This window comes from Paenibacillus sp. FSL W8-0187 (assembly GCF_037969755.1).
Classification (GTDB): Bacteria; Bacillota; Bacilli; order Paenibacillales; family Paenibacillaceae; genus Paenibacillus_AQ.
Map to the genome: position 1 here is coordinate 4510064 of NZ_CP150206.1, position 17314 is coordinate 4527377.

Below are 17314 nucleotides of genomic sequence, written 5' to 3' on the forward strand. Positions count from 1 at the left end.
GTATCGTTGACTACTTATATGACCAGAGAAGTTCGTTTTTTCTGACAAAGTAATTGAGAAATATTATCTGACTTTTATAATACATAAAAAACGTTCCAAGATGACCCCTAAACCTCGGTCACTCGAAACGTTTTTTTAACAACATGGCTCGCTTAGATTACATCCGCGGCTGCTTGGTGAACTTCCCGGTGAAAATGCCCGGGTTCAGGACGTGTTAGGCCCAGGTGCTCCCGCAGCGTCGTTCCGCTGTATTCAGTACGGAACAAGCCTCGTTCTTGCAGCACGGGTATGACTGTATTCACGAAATCGTCCAGATCACCGGGTAGAACCGGCGGCATGATATTAAATCCATCGCAGGCATAACCTTCAAACCAATCCTGCATCATGTCGGCTAATTGTTCGGGCGTCCCAACAAACTGCATATGTCCCCTTGAGGTCAGTATCTTTCTGCCTAACTCCAGGATTGACAGATTTCCTTGGTAAGCCAAATCCATGTATAACTGGACCCGACTCTTCATGCCGTTGGAAGCTGCCACAGGGTCCGGGATGTTTCTTGGCAGCGGCCGGTCCAGCGGATAACCGTTCAGGTCGTAATTCAGGAACCCGGATAGAACGGTGATTGCCGACGCTGGCGGAATCAATTCCAGCAGCTCCTGCGCCTTGCGCCGTGCCTCCTCCTCCGTAGACCCGATGACAGGCGAAAGGCCCGGCATGATTTTCAGGCTTTTGCTTCCTCTCCCATAATGAGACAGCTTCGAATGGACGCTTGCATAAAACTCCTGCGCTGCCTGCTTGGACTGCTGTGCCGTGAAGATAACCTCACCATATTGCGCGGCGAAGTCCTGTCCCGGACCGGAAGAACCAGCTTGTATCAGCACGGGGTAGCCTTGCGGCGGCCTTGGTACGTTCAGCGGTCCTTTCGTGGAATACCATTGTCCGCTAAAATCCACAGGCCGTACCTTCGCTCCATCCGCAAATCTACCAGACTCCCGGTCAAGCACAAGCGCATCGTCTTCCCAGCTGTCCCATAAACGGGTAACCACTTCAACGAACTCACGTGCCATTTCATAACGCAAGCCATGCTCCGGATGCTTCGCCCTCCCATAATTGTGGGCTTCGATATCCAGCTGGGACGTGACGATATTCCAGCCCGCTCTTCCTCCGCTGATCCAATCGAGAGAAGCAAACTTCCTTGCCACGTTGTAGGGCTCATTGTATGTTGTGGAGACCGTGGCGGTCAGTCCCAGTTTGTCCGTAACGGTGGAGAGAGCGGATAAGAGCGTCAACGGGTCCAGCATACCGGAGGCGGAATTTTCGACCTGGGTCACATACAGCAAATCGGCAAAAAACATCATGTCGAACTTCCCCCGCTCCGCTGTGGCGGCAAGCTGCTTATACAGCTCAATTCCAAACATTCCCTCCACATCGGATGTTGGATGACGCCACCCGGCATGATGATGTCCGGCATAGTAGATAAACGCACCCAGATGCAACTGGTGATCTCTGCGGTTGGTTGTTCCCATCTTCGTTATCACTCCTTTTAATATATTGTCGGCCTAACCTCTTAGAAGCCCTTATAGGTCTCTCTCCAGCTCAGCAGCCTGGATTCCAGCAGACGCACCACGGAATCGGACAGCTTGCCCATGATCGCGAAAATAATAATGCCTACAAACACGATATCCGTCTGCGAATAGGCTCTGGCGTCTTGAATCATATAGCCAATGCCCGCGCTGGTCCCCATCATCTCCGCGACGACCAGAACAAGCCAGGAGACGCCGAGCGACAGGCGGATGCCAAGCAAAATGTTCGGCAAGGCAGCCGGTACGATCAATCGGATCAGCAGCTGCGGCTTGGAATATTGAAAGATCCTTGATACTTCATACAGCTTCGCATCCATGTTTCGAATGCCAAGGAAGGTGTTCACATACATCGGGAAGAAAGCCCCCAGGGAAATCATCAGAATCTTTGAAAATTCTCCGATGCCAAACCAGAGAATAAACAGTGGAATCAACGATAAGAGCGGCACAGTGCGCAGCATTTGCAATGAGGGATCCAGCGTTCGCTCCGCCATTTTGCCCAGACCCGTGGAGACCCCCAAGGCTAGACCAGTCAAACCACCCAGTAAAAAGCCCGAGAGCGCTCGAAGGATGCTGATCCGAAAATGCTCCCACAGCTCACCGCTGGCCCCCAAATTCGCGAATTGCTTGGCAATCGTTAGCGGCGTAGGCAGCAGGGTTGCTGAAATCCATCCGAAACCACCCGCTACCTGCCAAAAAGCCACAATCGCGATAGGCACAAGCCAGGCATGAAGCGGCCTTGGTATGACCTTCAACCAATCCTTCTCCGTAAGTTCACGGGTGGCAATTGGACTTTTCATGACTTGTCATCCCCCTTGTAGCTGTCCTGCCAACGCAGCAGCCTGCCTTCGAGCCATTTAACGAGTGTATCCGAGAGCTTTCCGACGAGTGCAAACACCATAATTCCGACAAAGACAACGGTGGTCCACGAGAAGGACCGAGCGTCATTGATGATATATCCGATGCCGGAGCTTGCGCCCATCAGCTCAGCCACAACCAGACCAAGCCATGCAACGCCGATCGAGAGGCGGATGCCGAGGAAAATATGGGGCAGCGCGGCGGGAACGATCAGCCTGCGAATCTGGTCCCAGCGGCTGAACTGCAGAACGCGTGCTACATCAAACAGCCCGTTGTCCACGGATCGGATACCGAGAAACGTGTTCACATAAAGTGGAAAGAACGAGCCTTTGGTGATAAGAAGTATTTTCGAGGTTTCCCCAAAACCGAACCAAAGGATGAACAATGGGGCGATTGCCAGATGGGGAAGCGTCCGCAGCATTTGCAAGGACGGATCGACAAGCCGCTCGGCTTTGTACGAAAATCCTACCCATATGCCCGCGGCCAAACCCAGGCTGCCGCCAAGCAGGAATCCGAGCAGTGCTCGCCAGGATGATATGCCAAGATGCCTGATCAGCTCGCCTGTGCTTGTTAGATGAACGAACTCATTCCAGATGCTGAGCGGAGTCGGAAGCAGAATCGGGTTGAGCCAGCCCAGAGTTCCCGCGGTCTGCCATGCGATGATTATTAAGAGCGGAACAAGCCAGCCGATCAGTGCGTTTGTAAGCTTTAGCCGGAACCTGCGGTCTAGCCGCTTTTGACGGCGAATGGACTCGGCGGGCACAACCACGGCTCCTTTGCTGATCCCTTCTTGGAGCATATACGGTTACCCCCTTTCCGATTCAGATGATTTGCTCTTATTTAGACGCAGCCTCAATGTACTGATTATCAAACACGTCTTTAACCTGGATTTTTTTGCGGATCGTTTTTTGCTCAAATTGGAAATCGGCCGTTTTTTGCTGTTCGGCAATAATGGCATCCGTCACCGGAATGTTGATCGACCTTGATCGGTCAAAGGTGCCTTGAATGACTTCCTGTGGAATGCCGCGCTCATCGGCATACCGCTTTAGGGCCTCAGCCTCGTTCTCTTTCTCCCAAGCGAGCGTTTTGTCCAGCACTGTAAGATAGAGCGTGACCAAATCCGGATATTGATCGGCAAAATCCTTCCGCACGATATTGAACGACGGTGAGAGAACGCCAAGCTGCTCGCCGTCCGCCAGCACTTTGCCTTTGCCTGTCAGCGTGTTCAAGGTGATATACGGGTCCCAGGTTGCCCATGCATCGACGCTGCCCGATTCGAATGCGGGTTGGGCTTCGTCGGGCTGAAGCTGGATGATTTCAATATCGGACACTTTGACTCCTTGATCCGCCAATCCCCGGTACAAGAAGTTAAAGGCGTTGCTCCCTTTGGTCACCGCTACCTTCTTGCCCTTCAAATCACTCAAGGTCTGCGCGGAACTGCCCGGCGGCACGATGATAGCTACATTCTTCTGGCCGTGCAGACTCTGGGAAATGACCTTAAACTGGATATCTGCCGCCTGGGCAGCGATAATCGGCATATTGCCGAGCCCCGCGAAATCCAGGCGCTTCGAAGCCATCGCTTCGGTCATCGGGGGGCCGCTCTGAAACTCCGACCACTCCACCTTGACGCCCAACTTGCCAAACTCCTCCTCAAACCACTTCTCTTCGCGGGCCTTGCCAAACAAACCGCCGCTGCCCTGTACCCCGAGTCTTACGGTCAGATCTTTGTATTTGCCGTCCGCTCCTTTCCTTACAGCGCTGACCTTGGGCTGGCTGTTTGCGTCCGCGCAGCCGGATGCCAAGACAGACATGATGAGGAATACCATAATGACTACACTCTTTTTCTTCAGTTTCATGATCAAACTCTCCCCCCTGTTTTCTATCGTTCATCTATCCTGTTAGACGTTCAGCATCATCCTGCGTGTTTAAATGCCCGCACCGATATCAAACTCCGGTTCTTCCACTTTCTCAAACTCGCGCAGCACTTTGGTCCGCAGTTCCTGAAAGGAGGATCCGGTCCGTTTGCGAGGGAACGGCAGATCAATCGGCAGAATGGAACGGATGTGGCCCGGTCTCGGGTTCATAATGACAACACGCTCGCCAAGAAACACGGCTTCATCCAGATCGTGGGTAACAAAGAGCATGGTCGTGCGGTTATTTTGCCATATATCGAGCAGCACCTCTTGCATATGGGAACGTGTAAATGCATCCAACGCGCCAAACGGCTCATCCAGCAGCAGCACGTCCGGATTCCGCAGCAGCGCCCGGGCGATTGCCACCCGCTGAGCCATCCCCCCTGACAGCTCCCTCGGATATGCTTTCTCGAAGCCTTTGAGCCGTACCAGCTCGATGAACTCATCCACCTTCTTGCGGATGTCCTTCTGCTTCAGCGACAAATTGCCTGCGATATTCTTCTCCACGGTCAGCCATGGAAACAAGCGCGGCTCTTGAAAGATGAACCCTTTCTCGATGCTTGGACCGGATATCGGTTTGTCATTCAACAAGACACTCCCTTCGTACGCTGTGTCCAGACCGGCAACGATTTTGAGCAGGGTGCTCTTGCCGCATCCGCTCGGTCCGATTAACGTAATGAACTCTCCCTTTCGAACCCGCAAATCAATGTCTTTCAGCGCGGTAACATTCCCCGTCGGGGCTTGAAAAATTTTATTTACCTGTTGAATAATCAAGGTATCCGCTGACATTCGTTTCACCATCCCATACTATAATTATTCTTACCTACTTACTTGGTTAAAAAGCAAACAAAAAGGTCTATCGAGCTACTTCCCCAGAAGACAGACCCCATATAGGGGCAAGATAAGGATGATTAAACCCCTGAAGTTTATGCTTTCTTATCTCATAAAAAAAGGAGATATAGCGCTTGTCTAAGTACGTCCAACCATCATCGTACTTGTTCATATGCGCGATATCTCCAGTTATCCGGTTGATTATCTCGGTATTCATTTGGTATGCCGTTATATTACAACCGCTGGTAAAGGTTGTCAAACCTTTTTTTCATTCCACGCCCAAGTCATATATGTCAGAATATAGTCCTTACAGGCAATGGACAAAAGCTGCCTAATAATGCGACAATATAATCTGCATGTCATATCTTATATTGTAAGAATTTTGCACAACTAAACGCGAAGAAGCAACATTGCACTTATAGGAAGGGAACGAAAGCATGGCTCAATTATTTTTCAAGTACGGCTCCATGAACAGTGGTAAATCCATCGAGATTTTGAAAGTCGCCCATAACTACGAAGAACAGAACAAACCGGTACTCCTCTTTACGTCCGCTATCGATGACCGGGATGCCGTTGGATATGTATCCTCACGAATCGGCCTGCGCCGCGAAGCGATACCTATATCCGATACAACCGACATCTACGGGATTGTGAAGGATCATCAGCCTAAGCCATACTGCGTTCTGGTTGACGAATGCCAGTTCCTGTCCAAGGACAGCATCCTGCAGCTCGTTCGGATCGTAGATGAGCTTAACGTGCCTGTCATGGGCTTTGGATTGAAGAATGATTTCCGGAACGAGCTGTTTGAAGGCAGCCGCTGGATGCTGATTTACGCCGATAAAATCGAGGAAATGAAGACGATCTGCTGGTTCTGTGAGCGCAAAGCGATCATGAACCTTCGCGTCATTGACGGTAAGCCCGTGTATGCCGGTGAGCAGATCCTGATTGGTGGGAATGATACCTACTTCCCTGTTTGTCGCAAATGTCATACCAATCCCCCTTTATCATAGGACGTTTTCACAAGCAATCCACCATTCAAACGTAAGGAGTAGGATGACCCATGCCGATAGTCAGACCGCTATTAACCGACCAAGACTTTCAGGAAGTGATGGAGCAGCAGATCCGTATACGCATCTTCAAGGATAATCATCTGATTGATTCCGGCAGTCTCGTCATCCGCTTCACTGACGAAACCGTCATTACACAATCCAGCGTCAGCTCGCTCGGCTATCATAAGCGGGATGAATGCGAATTTTTTGAAGTACGGAAATGAGAAATGATAGATGGATTGCCTGAGTGATTCATGATAGACCTCTTCTACGAAGATCTATCAGGGCCTCAGGCAATCCTTCTTTATCTCAGGGAGAGAGCCGCATATAGCGGCCACAAAAAACAGCGGCCTTCTGCAGAACGATCTGCAAAAAACCGCTGTTCGTTAATCAACCTATTACACTAAGAGCGTCGCTTGTACCCTAGTGAATATCAGACTTCGCCATGCTCCCACCCAGCACATCCGCGACATTTTGAATCGAAATAAATGCGTTCTTATCAATTTCCTGCACAACCGTCTTCAGCTTCGCAATCTCCAGCCGAGTGATGACGCAATAAATCATCTGCGTATCCTCTTTGGAATACCCGCCCTTGGCATAGATCATGGTCGTGCTGCGGCCCAGACGCTGCATGATGGCATTTGAAATTTCTTCGTATTCATTGGATATAATCGTAACGGATTTGGACTCGTCCAAGCCCTCTACCACTATATCCATCACTTTTGCCGCTATGTAGTATGAGAAGATCGAATACATGGCCGAATCTGCACCAAATACAAACCCTGCCGTAATAAAAATAAACACGTTGATAATCATGATGATTTGTCCGACCGGCATCCGCAGCTTTTTGGACAGCAGGATAGCAACGATCTCCGTACCGTCGAGCGCTCCGCCATAACGGATGACAAGACCTACCCCCAGCCCGAGAACCAAACCACCGAACAGCACCGCTAAAATTTTCTCGTTCGTAAACGGGTCTACATGATGCAGGAAGGTTGTCGCCACTGACAATACCACAATCCCGTATAATGTAGAAAATGCGAACGTTTTACCGATCTGCTTGTAACCGATGAACAGAAACGGTAAGTTGATAATAAATAGGAACACACCCAGATTGATGGGCGTAATCGATGATAATACGATGGAAATACCGGTAATACCACCGTCGATAATTTCGTTGGGCACCAGGAATATTTCAAGCGCCACAGCCATCAGAATTGCACCGATGGTGATAAAGATGAAACGTTTCAGAATTTCGCCGACTGTCAGATTTTTGTGTTTTTTGACCATGCCATTCTCCTTTTGTATCTTTTTTCACACGAAGTGCCTGTCGAAGAACCATTGTATTAAAAAAAGGAATGACATGTCAATGTTGACACGCTAAGTGACATGGGTCTTTTAGGCCATTGCCTTGTCATCCAGACATAAGGAACGCAGATGCTGATCGATTATCCTCTCGATCTTTTCTGTGGCGAGCTGCTGCGGCCTCATGATATGGTGTATCGCTAACCCATCCACCAATGCGTATATTCGTTCCTTCTCATATTCAAGATCCAACTCCGGTTTAGCCAGCTTATGGGCAACCAGCGTATCCACCACATAATGGCACGCCTTGGTTAAACCATCGTACATATGATCAGTCATTATTCTTAACTCGGGATAGACTAGCGCTTTGGCAACAAACGACATCCACACCTCCATTTCCATCGTCCTATCCTCATCCATCGGCAGAAATTGCATCAACACTTGCTTTACATCCTCAAACACGGGTCCGTTCAAGGATAGTGAAGAAAAACGTTCTTCAATCCGTTCGATAATAAGCTTCATACAGAAAGTCAACAGCTCAGCCTGGCTGGTAAAATAGTGCCTCAGCGAACCTACGGATAATCCCGCCTCTTCCGCGATATTGCGCACCGTCGCTTTTTCGAGTCCACCCCTCTGAATCACCCGCAGGGCAGCCTCAGCGACCCGTTGTCTTTGTTTATCATGATCTACGATTTTCGGCATAATCCCATTATACACTCCCGGTTTTTTTTAATACAACGTACTATAAACAACATTTCAGTTTCCTAGGTTTGCTTCTACAATGCCTATCCTCGTAAAAATAGGTTCTCTCTATGGAACACCTTGGTAGAACCAATACTATATATATTAATGTCAAAAAGAATCGTGAACACGCTCAGTGTGTTCTTAGGAGAGGAGCGAGTTTGTCATTCGCACATTAACTGAATCGAAGGCTAGGCATGGTGTCTCTCGGGCATTCCGTGATCGAGAGGGCCGTTTAAACCTGCTCTGGCGTGTCGTCCTTGGATGGCTGGCTTTTGTTACAGGGCTCGGACTAGCGGTTGTGATAGCCACGACAGCGAGTTCCTACGAGATCCCCACGCTCGGGCTGCAAATCCTCCTTGCAGTCGTAACAACAAGTGTATCCGTACCGCTGATTTATCTGCTTAGGCGTTATGTCGACCAGCGTCCCTGGAGCGGCCTTGGTCTTAGCTCCCCTCCTTCCGGGTTTCGTTATTTCATTCTCGGCATTGCTCTCCTTGCCCTGGTCACAGCAGCAGCCTTGCTGATTGGCAGTGCCGCCGGGTGGCTCCGAATCGTGGCATTCCACTTCCCTGTCGCTACGATGCTCGTTATCCTCATCAACGTTCCCATTGCTTTTTTCTATGAAGCCTTTCCTGAAGAATTAACCTTCCGCGGTTATGTGTTTCGGAACCTGAACACCCGTTTTTCGCGCTGGCTTGCGCTGATCCTTCAGGTCGTGTTATTCGTACTTGCACCTATCGCCGTAACGGGATTCATGGTAGCCACAGGAATAGGTACATGGGATCTGATTACGGTGGAGTATATCATCAATTTAATTGCTTTTGGTACGGTATTGCAGCTGTGCCGCATCGTATCCAACAATCTATGGATGAATATTGGCTTTCACCTAGCCTGGCTGGAGATGATCCGGTATGTCGTGGTGCCTTCGAATTATGCATTCATCGAGATTGAATACCTTTCTATATGGGGCAATTATATGGTCACGATCGGTTCGGTCATCATCGGAATTATTCTCTTGGTTGTGTGGTCACTGCGGAGCAAGAATCAAATCGATTGGAACGGGACCGAGCCGGATCTTCCTCCAGATTCGAATCCAAAAACCAAGGAATCTGCGATGCCCACCCATTCTGGATAACAACCGTTAACGGTTATAGCTCAAACTCTCCGCTATTTTCGGGGAGTTTGAGCTTTATGTGTGATCATCCATCCGGTCCAATACCTGCAATTTATAATATTGGTTTCCGTTATGCTATAATATATTCCATCCGAGATCGACCAGAAAATACATAATTTTACCCTAGGCAGGGAGAGGATTTACTCATCATGTTGGAATGGCTTCAGAATTTATTGACCCATATAAAGGAAATTGACATGGATCAAGTACAGGGGTGGCTTAAGCAGTATTCACAGCTAGGTCCCATTCCTGGTATTTTGCTTCCATTTATAGAGGCGTTTCTGCCCATACTGCCCCTTATCGTCCTTGTAATGGGGAACTCCGCAGCCTACGGTTTATGGTGGGGATTCTTACTGTCCTGGATCGGCGTTTGCCTTGGATCCATTACCGTGTTTTGGATCGTTCGCAAGCTGGGCGGCAAGCTGGGATTGCTTATTCAAAAAAGAATGCCGGGATCCCAGCGTTTTTTCCATTGGATCGAAGAAAAAGGCTTTACGCCGATCTTCATCCTGTACTGCTTCCCCTTCACGCCTTCCTCGCTGATCAATATTGCATCCGGCATCAGTACGGTATCGGCTACGACATTTACGATAGCCGTTATGGCGGGGAAATCCGTAATGATCTTCATGGTCGCTTTTATCGGACATGACTGGCAAGCGTTTATAACACAGCCCTGGCGTATTCTAATCGCAGTCGTTGTTCTATGGCTGCTGTGGTTAACCGGCAAAAAGATGGAAAAACGTTACCATCATGAAGATCAGCCGGGAAGTATCGTGATAAGCAACAAAAAGACAAAGCGTTAAATCCATAACAAGACCCGCCCATCCATTGCAACCGGGACTGGCGGGTCTTGTTATAGTAGACATGCTTAGATGCGGGACAAACCCATCTTACTCCAATACGTAAGCCGCCAGTTTATGTATCGGGTCGAACCCCGCACGTTGATACAGTTGGATCGCGCTTTCATTTCTCTGGTCTACGCATAACGAGATGTCCTCCAGCTGTACGATATGGAACAGATAATGAAGCGCTTGGTCAAGAAGTGCCCGGCCATAACCCTTCCCCCGGAAATTTTCGGATACTGCGATGTATTCAATGCTGCCTTCCTTGAATTCGGGTTCACCTTCCACATAAACATAGCCAACGAGCTCTCCTAGTTCCGTAAACATAAAGAGTCGATGATCCTCATCCAGCTGCTGCATAATATCCTGAGCGCTGAGGTAGGTATTAGGGAAATTCGTACCATGCAGCTTCGCAAATTCATCCGCATACTCGGGTGTGAAATCCTGGAGTCCCGAAAGGCCATCCGTTAATAGAGCAGATTTTCGAAGTCGTAGAACATGATGCTCTCCTGACTTTCTACCCCCTTTGTCTTCCATAAAGCGTACAGCGGATTGATGATCCACGTTATAAAAACCGTAATAACGATTTACGCAGCCTTCCAGCTTCGAAGTCCCTGCATCCCATAGCTGCTCCGCCAATCGATTCCATTGCTCACCTTCCGCGTCGATAAAAGGTCCCCATAATTCAGCGGACCGTTCTTCTTCATCTACATCGAACCCCAATGCCCCCACAATCTGATCCTGATCATATATGACGGTGAATTTTTGACTGCTCAGTTCGCCATTCTCCGTGAATTCCGTCTGAAGCGTGCTGTAAATCTCGCCTTCCTGTTCACCGCAATATCCGACATGATGATGACGAATCCCATTTAATTTTGCAAGAAAGGAAGATAACTCTCTAAGTTTCATATCAGCTTGCTCTAAAATCATCTGTAAATGTGCTCCTTGTTCATATTCTGCTGGAAGTGTTACAGCTAACGTTCATTGCCAAGCTTTTCGAATATGTTTTGGTCAATTCTACCATATGGTGATGCCCACTGACCAAGTTTTAACAAAAAAATGGGCCTCCCAAGTTCATGGAAAGCCCATCTTGTCATTCGTCAATATGTCAGTGTGGGACTCCCTGTTCGGTCATCCCTTCTCGGAGCGCTCCCCTTTCTGGGAAGCGCGCATCCGTTCACGTTCGCGCTTGAGTTCAGGCTTGAGGTCATCGTGGACGCTGTTCTCCCACATGGATACGCCTGATCGATACGCCGCCCTCCCATTCAAGTGACCCGCTACCGGCCCCGTAATAAATACGAATACAATTCCCAGCAGCAGTTTTGCACTGACATGCTCCAGGTAGAAGGTGAAATACAGAAATGCACCTGCAAGAATCAAGAGGACGCCTAGCGTAGCACTTTTCGTTGCTGCATGAGACCTCATATAAACATCCGGCAGACGAATAAGGCCAAATGCACTCAAGGCACCAAGTAAAGCTCCGAGCAGCACCATCAGCGCGATCAGAAACTCACCGATCTGACTCATCGTTTGTGCGTTCAATGACATCACCCCTCTCGATATATCTGGCAAGCGCAGTTGTTCCGATAAACGTCAGTATCCCGATCAGCAGAATGATATCGAAATAGACAGTTGTCCGGAATAGCATGCACAGAACAGCGATCATGGACAACAGTATAATTCCAATCGTATCCAGCGACATGATCCGGTCGTTCATTGAAGGTCCCTTGATTAATCGGTACAAGCAGCCCAGTATAGCCAGCGACAAAATCACCAGAGAGGCAATCAGGATGCTATGAATCATGTGCGGGTCACCTCCTTGATCGCGCGTTCGAAAGTATCGCGGATCTGATTCGACAGCTCTTCGACATCTTCAATATCCATCGCATGAATATATAGCGTCTGACCATCGCGAGACACTTCCAGGGTAAGCGTTCCTGGCGTCAAGCAGATCAGGCACGATAACACCGTAATCTCCCAGTCGGATTTCAGCTCGGTTGAGTAGGCGAAGATGCCTGGACGAACATTCAGCTTCGGTCTTAGGATCTGTCCAATTACCGTGATGCTCGATTTTAACAGCTCCCTTAGGAACAAGAGCAGCAGCAGCATGATGGACCACAGCTTGCGCAAATAGAAATCGTTCGGCCAGAAGCGTCGCAACAGATAAATCAGCAAGATTCCGATCAGATAGCCGATGATCAATTGCTGGGGGGACCAATTATTGTTCAGGAACATCCAGACAACGGCAATGATGATATTTAACAGAATTTGATGGCCCATATCCACTACTCCTTTAATACAGCATTAATATATAGTGATGGATCGGATAATACGGCGCCTGCTTGAGAGGTGTAGGAGTATATCCACTCCGAACCCACCCCAAGGACAATCACCATAACCGTTAGCCCAATAGCTGCCGCATAAGCTGTCTTGTGAATTCTGACCGGTTTTGATTCTTGGAGTCGAGGTGATTCGCCCCAGAATGCCCCCATAAACACTTTGATCAAGGAATACAATACCGCCAAACTTGATGCCAATGCCAGTCCCGTAAGCACATAATGGCCTCCGCTCAATCCGCCGCGAACGATGAGGACTTTGCCGAGAAAGCCGCTAAGGGGCGGGATGCCGACCAGAGCCAGTGCAACGATAAAGAACATCCATCCCACCAAAGGATGGCGCTTCATCAGCCCGCCCATATCGCTCAGCTTGTTCGCGCCTGCACTGGCGATGATGATACCGCCCAGAATAAAGAGCAGCGCCTTTGCTATCATGTCATGCATCAAGTAGAATACGGCTCCGTTCAAGGAGTCAGAAGATGCCGTCGCTATGCCGAAGGCGATAAAGCCAACGCTAATAATAATGTTATAGTTCAGGATTCGTCCAAGATCCTTATACGCAACCGCGCCCAAACTGCCCAGAATCATCGTTGCCGCAGCCATCCAGCCGATGACGGCGTGGATGCCGCCGGTATCGTGATAGAAGATCAACGTAAAGGTACGGATAATCGCATATAACCCAACCTTCGTGAGCAGCGCGCCGAACAAAGCCGTAACTGCCGCCGGAGGTGCGCTGTAGGAACCGGGCAGCCAGAAGAACAGGAACAAACCCGCCTTCAAGGCAAATACAATCAGGAACAGAAGGCCGATGACCGACAAGATTCCATCCTGCTGAACTTCGGCCACTCGCAGAGACAGATGCGCCATATTCAGCGTTCCGACTGTGCCATATAAATAAGCGACAGCTGCAACAAACAAGGTGGATGAAATAATATTAATCAGCATGTACTTTAAGGTTTCCCTCAGCTGGCGCTTGGTGCCGCCCAGCACGATCAAGGCGTAGGAAGCGATCAGCATAACCTCAAAACAGACAAACAGGTTAAACAAATCCCCTGTTAGGAACGATCCGATCACGCCAGCCAGCAAAAATTGAAAAAAAGCATAGAAGTAATGCTTCTCTCTCTCTTCCCCGATGCTCCGGAAAGAATAGAACAGACAGGCAGCCGCGACAATCAACGTCGTAAGCACCAGCAGTGCCGCAAGCATGTCGGCTACAAATACGATTCCATACGGCGGCTGCCATCCACCCATGTGAAGCGTCTGGATGCCCTCATTGTTTACCTGACTTACAATGAACAACGCCACAAGCAGGTTTACTGCGATACTAACCGCACTGATCCAACGCTGAACACGAACATATTTGGAGCAGAAAATAAGAATAACAGCTGTAACCAGCGGAATAAGGAGAGGAAGAACAATTACATTATTCATCATCCATCCCCCTTAGCTCCTCCATGTTGTCCGTACCCAAGCGTTGATATGCTTTATACGCCAGTACGAAGAAGAACGATGTGACGCCAAAGCTGATGACAATGGATGTCAGAATCAACGCTTGCGGAACAGGGTCAACGTAGGATGAAGCCTTCTCGCCAAGCAGCGGAGCAGCACCGGTCTTCAGCCGCGACATGGTGAGCAGCAGCAGATGAACGCCATGGGTCAACAGTGAAGTACCGAGAATAATCCGCAGCAAGCTTTTGGATAAAATCTGGTATATCCCAACCGCAAAAATAATTCCGATGGCAAGCGACATATAAAGTTCCATGGTCAGTTATCCCTCCCAATCGAATTGATGATGGTCATCGTCACGCCAACGACGGCTAAATAGACGCCGAGGTCGAAGAGAACCGCAGTAGCCAGCTCGGTTTCCCCGAGCAACGGCAGGTTGAAGTAACCGAAGGAATGACTTAAGAACGGTGCGTCAAAAGCAAAGGAGCCGATCCCTGTAAGGAGTGCAATCGCAAGTCCGGTAGCCGTAACCTTTCGAAATTCGAAAGGTACGATCTTCCTGGTCATGTCCATGCCGAAAGCCATCGACAACAGAACCAGTGCGGCTGAAGTCATCAGCCCCCCGATAAATCCTCCGCCCGGCTCATGGTGTCCCGAGTTGAACAGGAACCATGAGAAGGTTACGACGATAAAGATAACCACCTTGGATATGGTGCGCAGAATGACATCATTACTGTTAGGGAGATATGCCCCTTCATAACGATCCCGTTCGCCCAAAATGCCTTCACCCAAATCGATTTTAATCAAGGCATAAATCCCAAGGGATGCTATGCCGAGAACTGTAATTTCAAGCAAGGTATCAAATCCACGGAAGTCCACCAGAATGACGTTGACGATATTTTTACCGCCGGCCAAATGGTAGCTCTCTTTAATGAAGTAATCCGCAATGGAGTCAAAGGTCCTGCCACTGCTCGCAGCCAATGCGATCAAGGTCACGACAGCACCGACGCCTACCGAAATGAGCAAATTTCTCCACTTCAGGCTCATCGGTACCTTCTCCCGCTTCAGCTTCGGAAGATGATAGAAACAGAGCAGGAACAGCATGACCGAAACCGTCTCGACAACCATCTGGGTCAGCGCCAAATCCGGAGCCCGGAACAGAACGAAGAACAAGGTCACCATATAGCCGGCAGCACCGGTTAATATAATCGCCATCAATCGTGTTCGTACGAACGGAAGCACAACGACCGGGATGACCAGACCGAGTATGGCAACGGCCTCATAGAAGGACATCGGTGCGTAGTCCGTCATATCAAATCCAATATGATCGACCAACAGGAGCCCCCCGCCAAGAATGGCTATGAAAAATACAAGGATATAGATCACGTAGTGACGGAGTGAACCTGTCATATAAGTGGAGGTCAGCGATTTGCCGCCTCTTTCGAGGACTCGCAATCCCCCGTCATACAAATTGTTCAATGTGAATCGCTTGAAAAGCGTTGTATTCAAGATACGCGCTCTGCCGTGAAGCTTATACAGAACGGTACCGAGAACAATGATTCCGATGGTCATGAAAATTTCCGTTGTCCACCCATGCCACATCTCGATATGCACGTGGAAACGATCCTCTGCCACGAGCAGCCCCGGATGAATGGCGGCCATCGCCGGTTCAATGAGTGCATGAGACAGCAGGTTCGGAAACAGCCCGAACACGATGGCCAGCGATGCCAGAATAACCGGGGGAATCAGCATCCCGAGCGGTGCTTCATGCGGCTTCTTCTCCAGTTTTTCAGGCTGGAAGCGTCCGGTGAAGGTTTTGAAGACCAGGATCATGCTGTACAGGAACGTAAACACGCTTGCGATCCAGGCAACGACCGGTATCAGCACACCCCAGGTCTCGGCATTCCAGAAATTCATGTGAGGCGCTTGAAGGACCGCCGTAAAGAACATTTCTTTACTCAGGAATCCGTTAAACGGAGGCAGACCGGCCATGGAAAATGCACCAATGACGGCCACGGTGAACGTGATTGGCATGAGCGACATCAGACCTCCGAGTTTCCGCAGATCGCGGGTGCCCGTCTCATGATCGACGATACCGACAACCATAAACAAAGCGCCCTTAAATATCGCATGGTTCATCAAATGAAAGATGGCGGCTGTCGTTGCTTTCGTATAGAGCAGCGTGTCCACACCGCCTCCATAATAAGCTGCGGCAGAGCCAAGACCGAGCAAGCTCATAATCAGCCCCAATTGGCTGATGGTGGAGAATGCCAGCAGTGCTTTTAGATCCGTCTGCTTGATCGCACGGATCGAAGCGTATATCAGCGTGGTCAAGCCCGTAATCGCTATGATCCAGAACCAGGAAGCTTGCCCGGCAAACACCGGGCTAAAACGGGCCACCAGATAGATTCCGGCCTTGACCATCGTAGCGGAGTGCAGATAAGCACTAACTGGAGTCGGTGCTTCCATCGCATCCGGCAGCCAAATATGGAACGGGAACTGCGCGGATTTGGTGAATGCTCCCAGCAGGATCAGAATCATGGCCGGAATAAACAGCGCGTCTCCCGTAATGCTCCCCACATTCGCTACAATCTCCCGCACGCTAAAGGTGCCTGTCATGATAAAAAGGAGAATAAACCCTGCAAACATGGCAAGTCCGCCGAACACGGTAATCAGCATGGATTTTAAAGCTCCGTATCTGGAGCGGTCGCGATGATGCCAGAATGCAATCAGCAGGAATGACGAGATACTTGTCAGTTCCCAGAAGCCGTACAGCACCATCAGGTTATCGGAGAGCACAACACCAAGCATGGCGCCCATGAACAGAAGCAGATAGATGTAAAATCTATGAACGGCTTCCTTGTTCTTGTCCATGTAGAAGATGGAGTACAGTACAACGAGTGAACCAATACCAGATATTAATAGTGCAAAAATTAAACTTAATCCATCCAAATAAACGGTAAAGTTTATTCCCACGCTTGGAATCCATTCCAGGACAGCTTGAAGCTGTTCACCTCCCTGAATGGTTGGGATAAGTCCCAAGAAATAGGCGAACAGGACAACCGGTACCGGCAAAATCACCCATCCGGTGTGAACACGGCCGATGAGCTTGTAAGTCAACATAACCACAAGCGCTACGATAAAAGGTGCCATAACGGCGATGTGCAGCAAAGACAAAGTCTACTCCTCCTATAGTCCGATTTTTCCTTCATTAGTAGTATTTCCCCATTATTTAGGCA

18 protein-coding genes are annotated in these 17314 nt (G+C 49.4%); 4 read left to right on the forward strand and 14 right to left on the reverse strand.

The window, feature by feature from the left end:
- Window positions 1-152: 152 nt before the first annotated feature.
- From MKY48_RS20135 to MKY48_RS20155, 5 genes are all read right to left on the reverse strand, one after another.
- Window positions 153-1523, reverse strand: coding sequence for an LLM class flavin-dependent oxidoreductase (locus tag MKY48_RS20135; protein ID WP_339290575.1), 1371 nt, complete (start codon window positions 1521-1523; stop codon window positions 153-155).
- 41 nt (window positions 1524-1564) lie between these two features.
- The gene (locus tag MKY48_RS20140; protein ID WP_339290577.1) at window positions 1565-2377 is read right to left on the reverse strand and encodes an ABC transporter permease subunit; all 813 of its coding nucleotides are present in this window, start codon (window positions 2375-2377) and stop codon (window positions 1565-1567) included.
- Window positions 2374-3234 carry an ABC transporter permease gene (locus MKY48_RS20145; RefSeq protein ID WP_339290579.1) on the reverse strand — a complete coding sequence of 287 codons (861 nt, stop codon included), beginning with the start codon at window positions 3232-3234 and terminating at the stop codon, window positions 2374-2376. The genes MKY48_RS20140 and MKY48_RS20145 overlap by 4 nt, the downstream gene beginning before the upstream one ends.
- Before the next feature lie 37 nt (window positions 3235-3271).
- A complete protein-coding gene (locus MKY48_RS20150) occupies window positions 3272-4291 on the reverse strand; it encodes an aliphatic sulfonate ABC transporter substrate-binding protein (protein ID WP_339290580.1) in 1020 nt (339 codons plus the stop codon).
- A 69-nt stretch (window positions 4292-4360) separates the two neighbouring features.
- Window positions 4361-5137 (reverse strand): ABC transporter ATP-binding protein, encoded by a 777-nt coding sequence (locus MKY48_RS20155; RefSeq protein WP_339290581.1) that lies wholly within the window; start codon window positions 5135-5137, stop codon window positions 4361-4363.
- 479 nt (window positions 5138-5616) lie between these two features.
- On the opposite strand from MKY48_RS20155, the gene MKY48_RS20160 reads away from it, so the two are divergent.
- Window positions 5617-6189, forward strand: a complete 573-nt coding sequence (locus tag MKY48_RS20160; RefSeq protein WP_127593650.1) for a thymidine kinase — start codon at window positions 5617-5619, stop codon at window positions 6187-6189.
- A 50-nt stretch (window positions 6190-6239) separates the two neighbouring features.
- Window positions 6240-6452 (forward strand): hypothetical protein, encoded by a 213-nt coding sequence (locus MKY48_RS20165; protein WP_071220380.1) that lies wholly within the window; start codon window positions 6240-6242, stop codon window positions 6450-6452.
- Between the two features lie 199 nt (window positions 6453-6651).
- Here MKY48_RS20165 and MKY48_RS20170 read toward each other — a convergent pair whose 3' ends face one another.
- Together MKY48_RS20170 and MKY48_RS20175 are read right to left on the reverse strand one after the other, a co-directional pair.
- On the reverse strand, window positions 6652-7518 hold the full coding sequence (locus MKY48_RS20170; RefSeq protein ID WP_076321941.1) for a YitT family protein: 867 nt from the start codon (window positions 7516-7518) through the stop codon (window positions 6652-6654).
- Window positions 7519-7626: 108 nt separating this feature from the next.
- Window positions 7627-8235 carry a TetR/AcrR family transcriptional regulator gene (locus MKY48_RS20175; RefSeq protein ID WP_339265832.1) on the reverse strand — a complete coding sequence of 203 codons (609 nt, stop codon included), beginning with the start codon at window positions 8233-8235 and terminating at the stop codon, window positions 7627-7629.
- Window positions 8236-8575: 340 nt separating this feature from the next.
- On the opposite strand from MKY48_RS20175, the gene MKY48_RS20180 reads away from it, so the two are divergent.
- A complete protein-coding gene (locus tag MKY48_RS20180; RefSeq protein ID WP_339265834.1) occupies window positions 8576-9412 on the forward strand; it encodes a CPBP family intramembrane glutamic endopeptidase in 837 nt (278 codons plus the stop codon).
- Between the two features lie 188 nt (window positions 9413-9600).
- Window positions 9601-10254, forward strand: coding sequence for a TVP38/TMEM64 family protein (locus MKY48_RS20185; RefSeq protein WP_339265836.1), 654 nt, complete (start codon window positions 9601-9603; stop codon window positions 10252-10254).
- 87 nt (window positions 10255-10341) lie between these two features.
- Here the strand turns inward: MKY48_RS20185 and MKY48_RS20190 are convergent, their stop codons facing one another.
- The 7 genes from MKY48_RS20190 to MKY48_RS20220 all read right to left on the reverse strand — a co-directional run bounded on the left by MKY48_RS20190 (window position 10342) and on the right by MKY48_RS20220 (window position 17252).
- Window positions 10342-11223, reverse strand: a complete 882-nt coding sequence (locus MKY48_RS20190; RefSeq protein WP_339265838.1) for a GNAT family N-acetyltransferase — start codon at window positions 11221-11223, stop codon at window positions 10342-10344.
- Window positions 11224-11424: 201 nt separating this feature from the next.
- The gene (mnhG, locus tag MKY48_RS20195) at window positions 11425-11820 is read right to left on the reverse strand and encodes a monovalent cation/H(+) antiporter subunit G (protein WP_098746405.1); all 396 of its coding nucleotides are present in this window, start codon (window positions 11818-11820) and stop codon (window positions 11425-11427) included.
- A complete protein-coding gene (locus MKY48_RS20200) occupies window positions 11804-12097 on the reverse strand; it encodes a Na(+)/H(+) antiporter subunit F1 (protein WP_076321947.1) in 294 nt (97 codons plus the stop codon). Before MKY48_RS20200 ends, mnhG begins: the two co-directional genes overlap by 17 nt.
- Entirely contained in the window at window positions 12094-12573 is a 480-nt protein-coding gene (locus MKY48_RS20205; protein ID WP_076321948.1) for a Na+/H+ antiporter subunit E, read from the reverse strand. Before MKY48_RS20205 ends, MKY48_RS20200 begins: the two co-directional genes overlap by 4 nt.
- A gap of 5 nt (window positions 12574-12578) precedes the next feature.
- On the reverse strand, window positions 12579-14060 hold the full coding sequence (locus tag MKY48_RS20210; protein WP_076321949.1) for a Na+/H+ antiporter subunit D: 1482 nt from the start codon (window positions 14058-14060) through the stop codon (window positions 12579-12581).
- Window positions 14053-14391 (reverse strand): Na(+)/H(+) antiporter subunit C, encoded by a 339-nt coding sequence (locus tag MKY48_RS20215; protein WP_071220369.1) that lies wholly within the window; start codon window positions 14389-14391, stop codon window positions 14053-14055. Before MKY48_RS20215 ends, MKY48_RS20210 begins: the two co-directional genes overlap by 8 nt.
- Before the next feature lie 2 nt (window positions 14392-14393).
- Window positions 14394-17252, reverse strand: a complete 2859-nt coding sequence (locus MKY48_RS20220; RefSeq protein WP_339265842.1) for a Na+/H+ antiporter subunit A — start codon at window positions 17250-17252, stop codon at window positions 14394-14396.
- Between the last annotated feature and the right edge of the window lie 62 nt (window positions 17253-17314).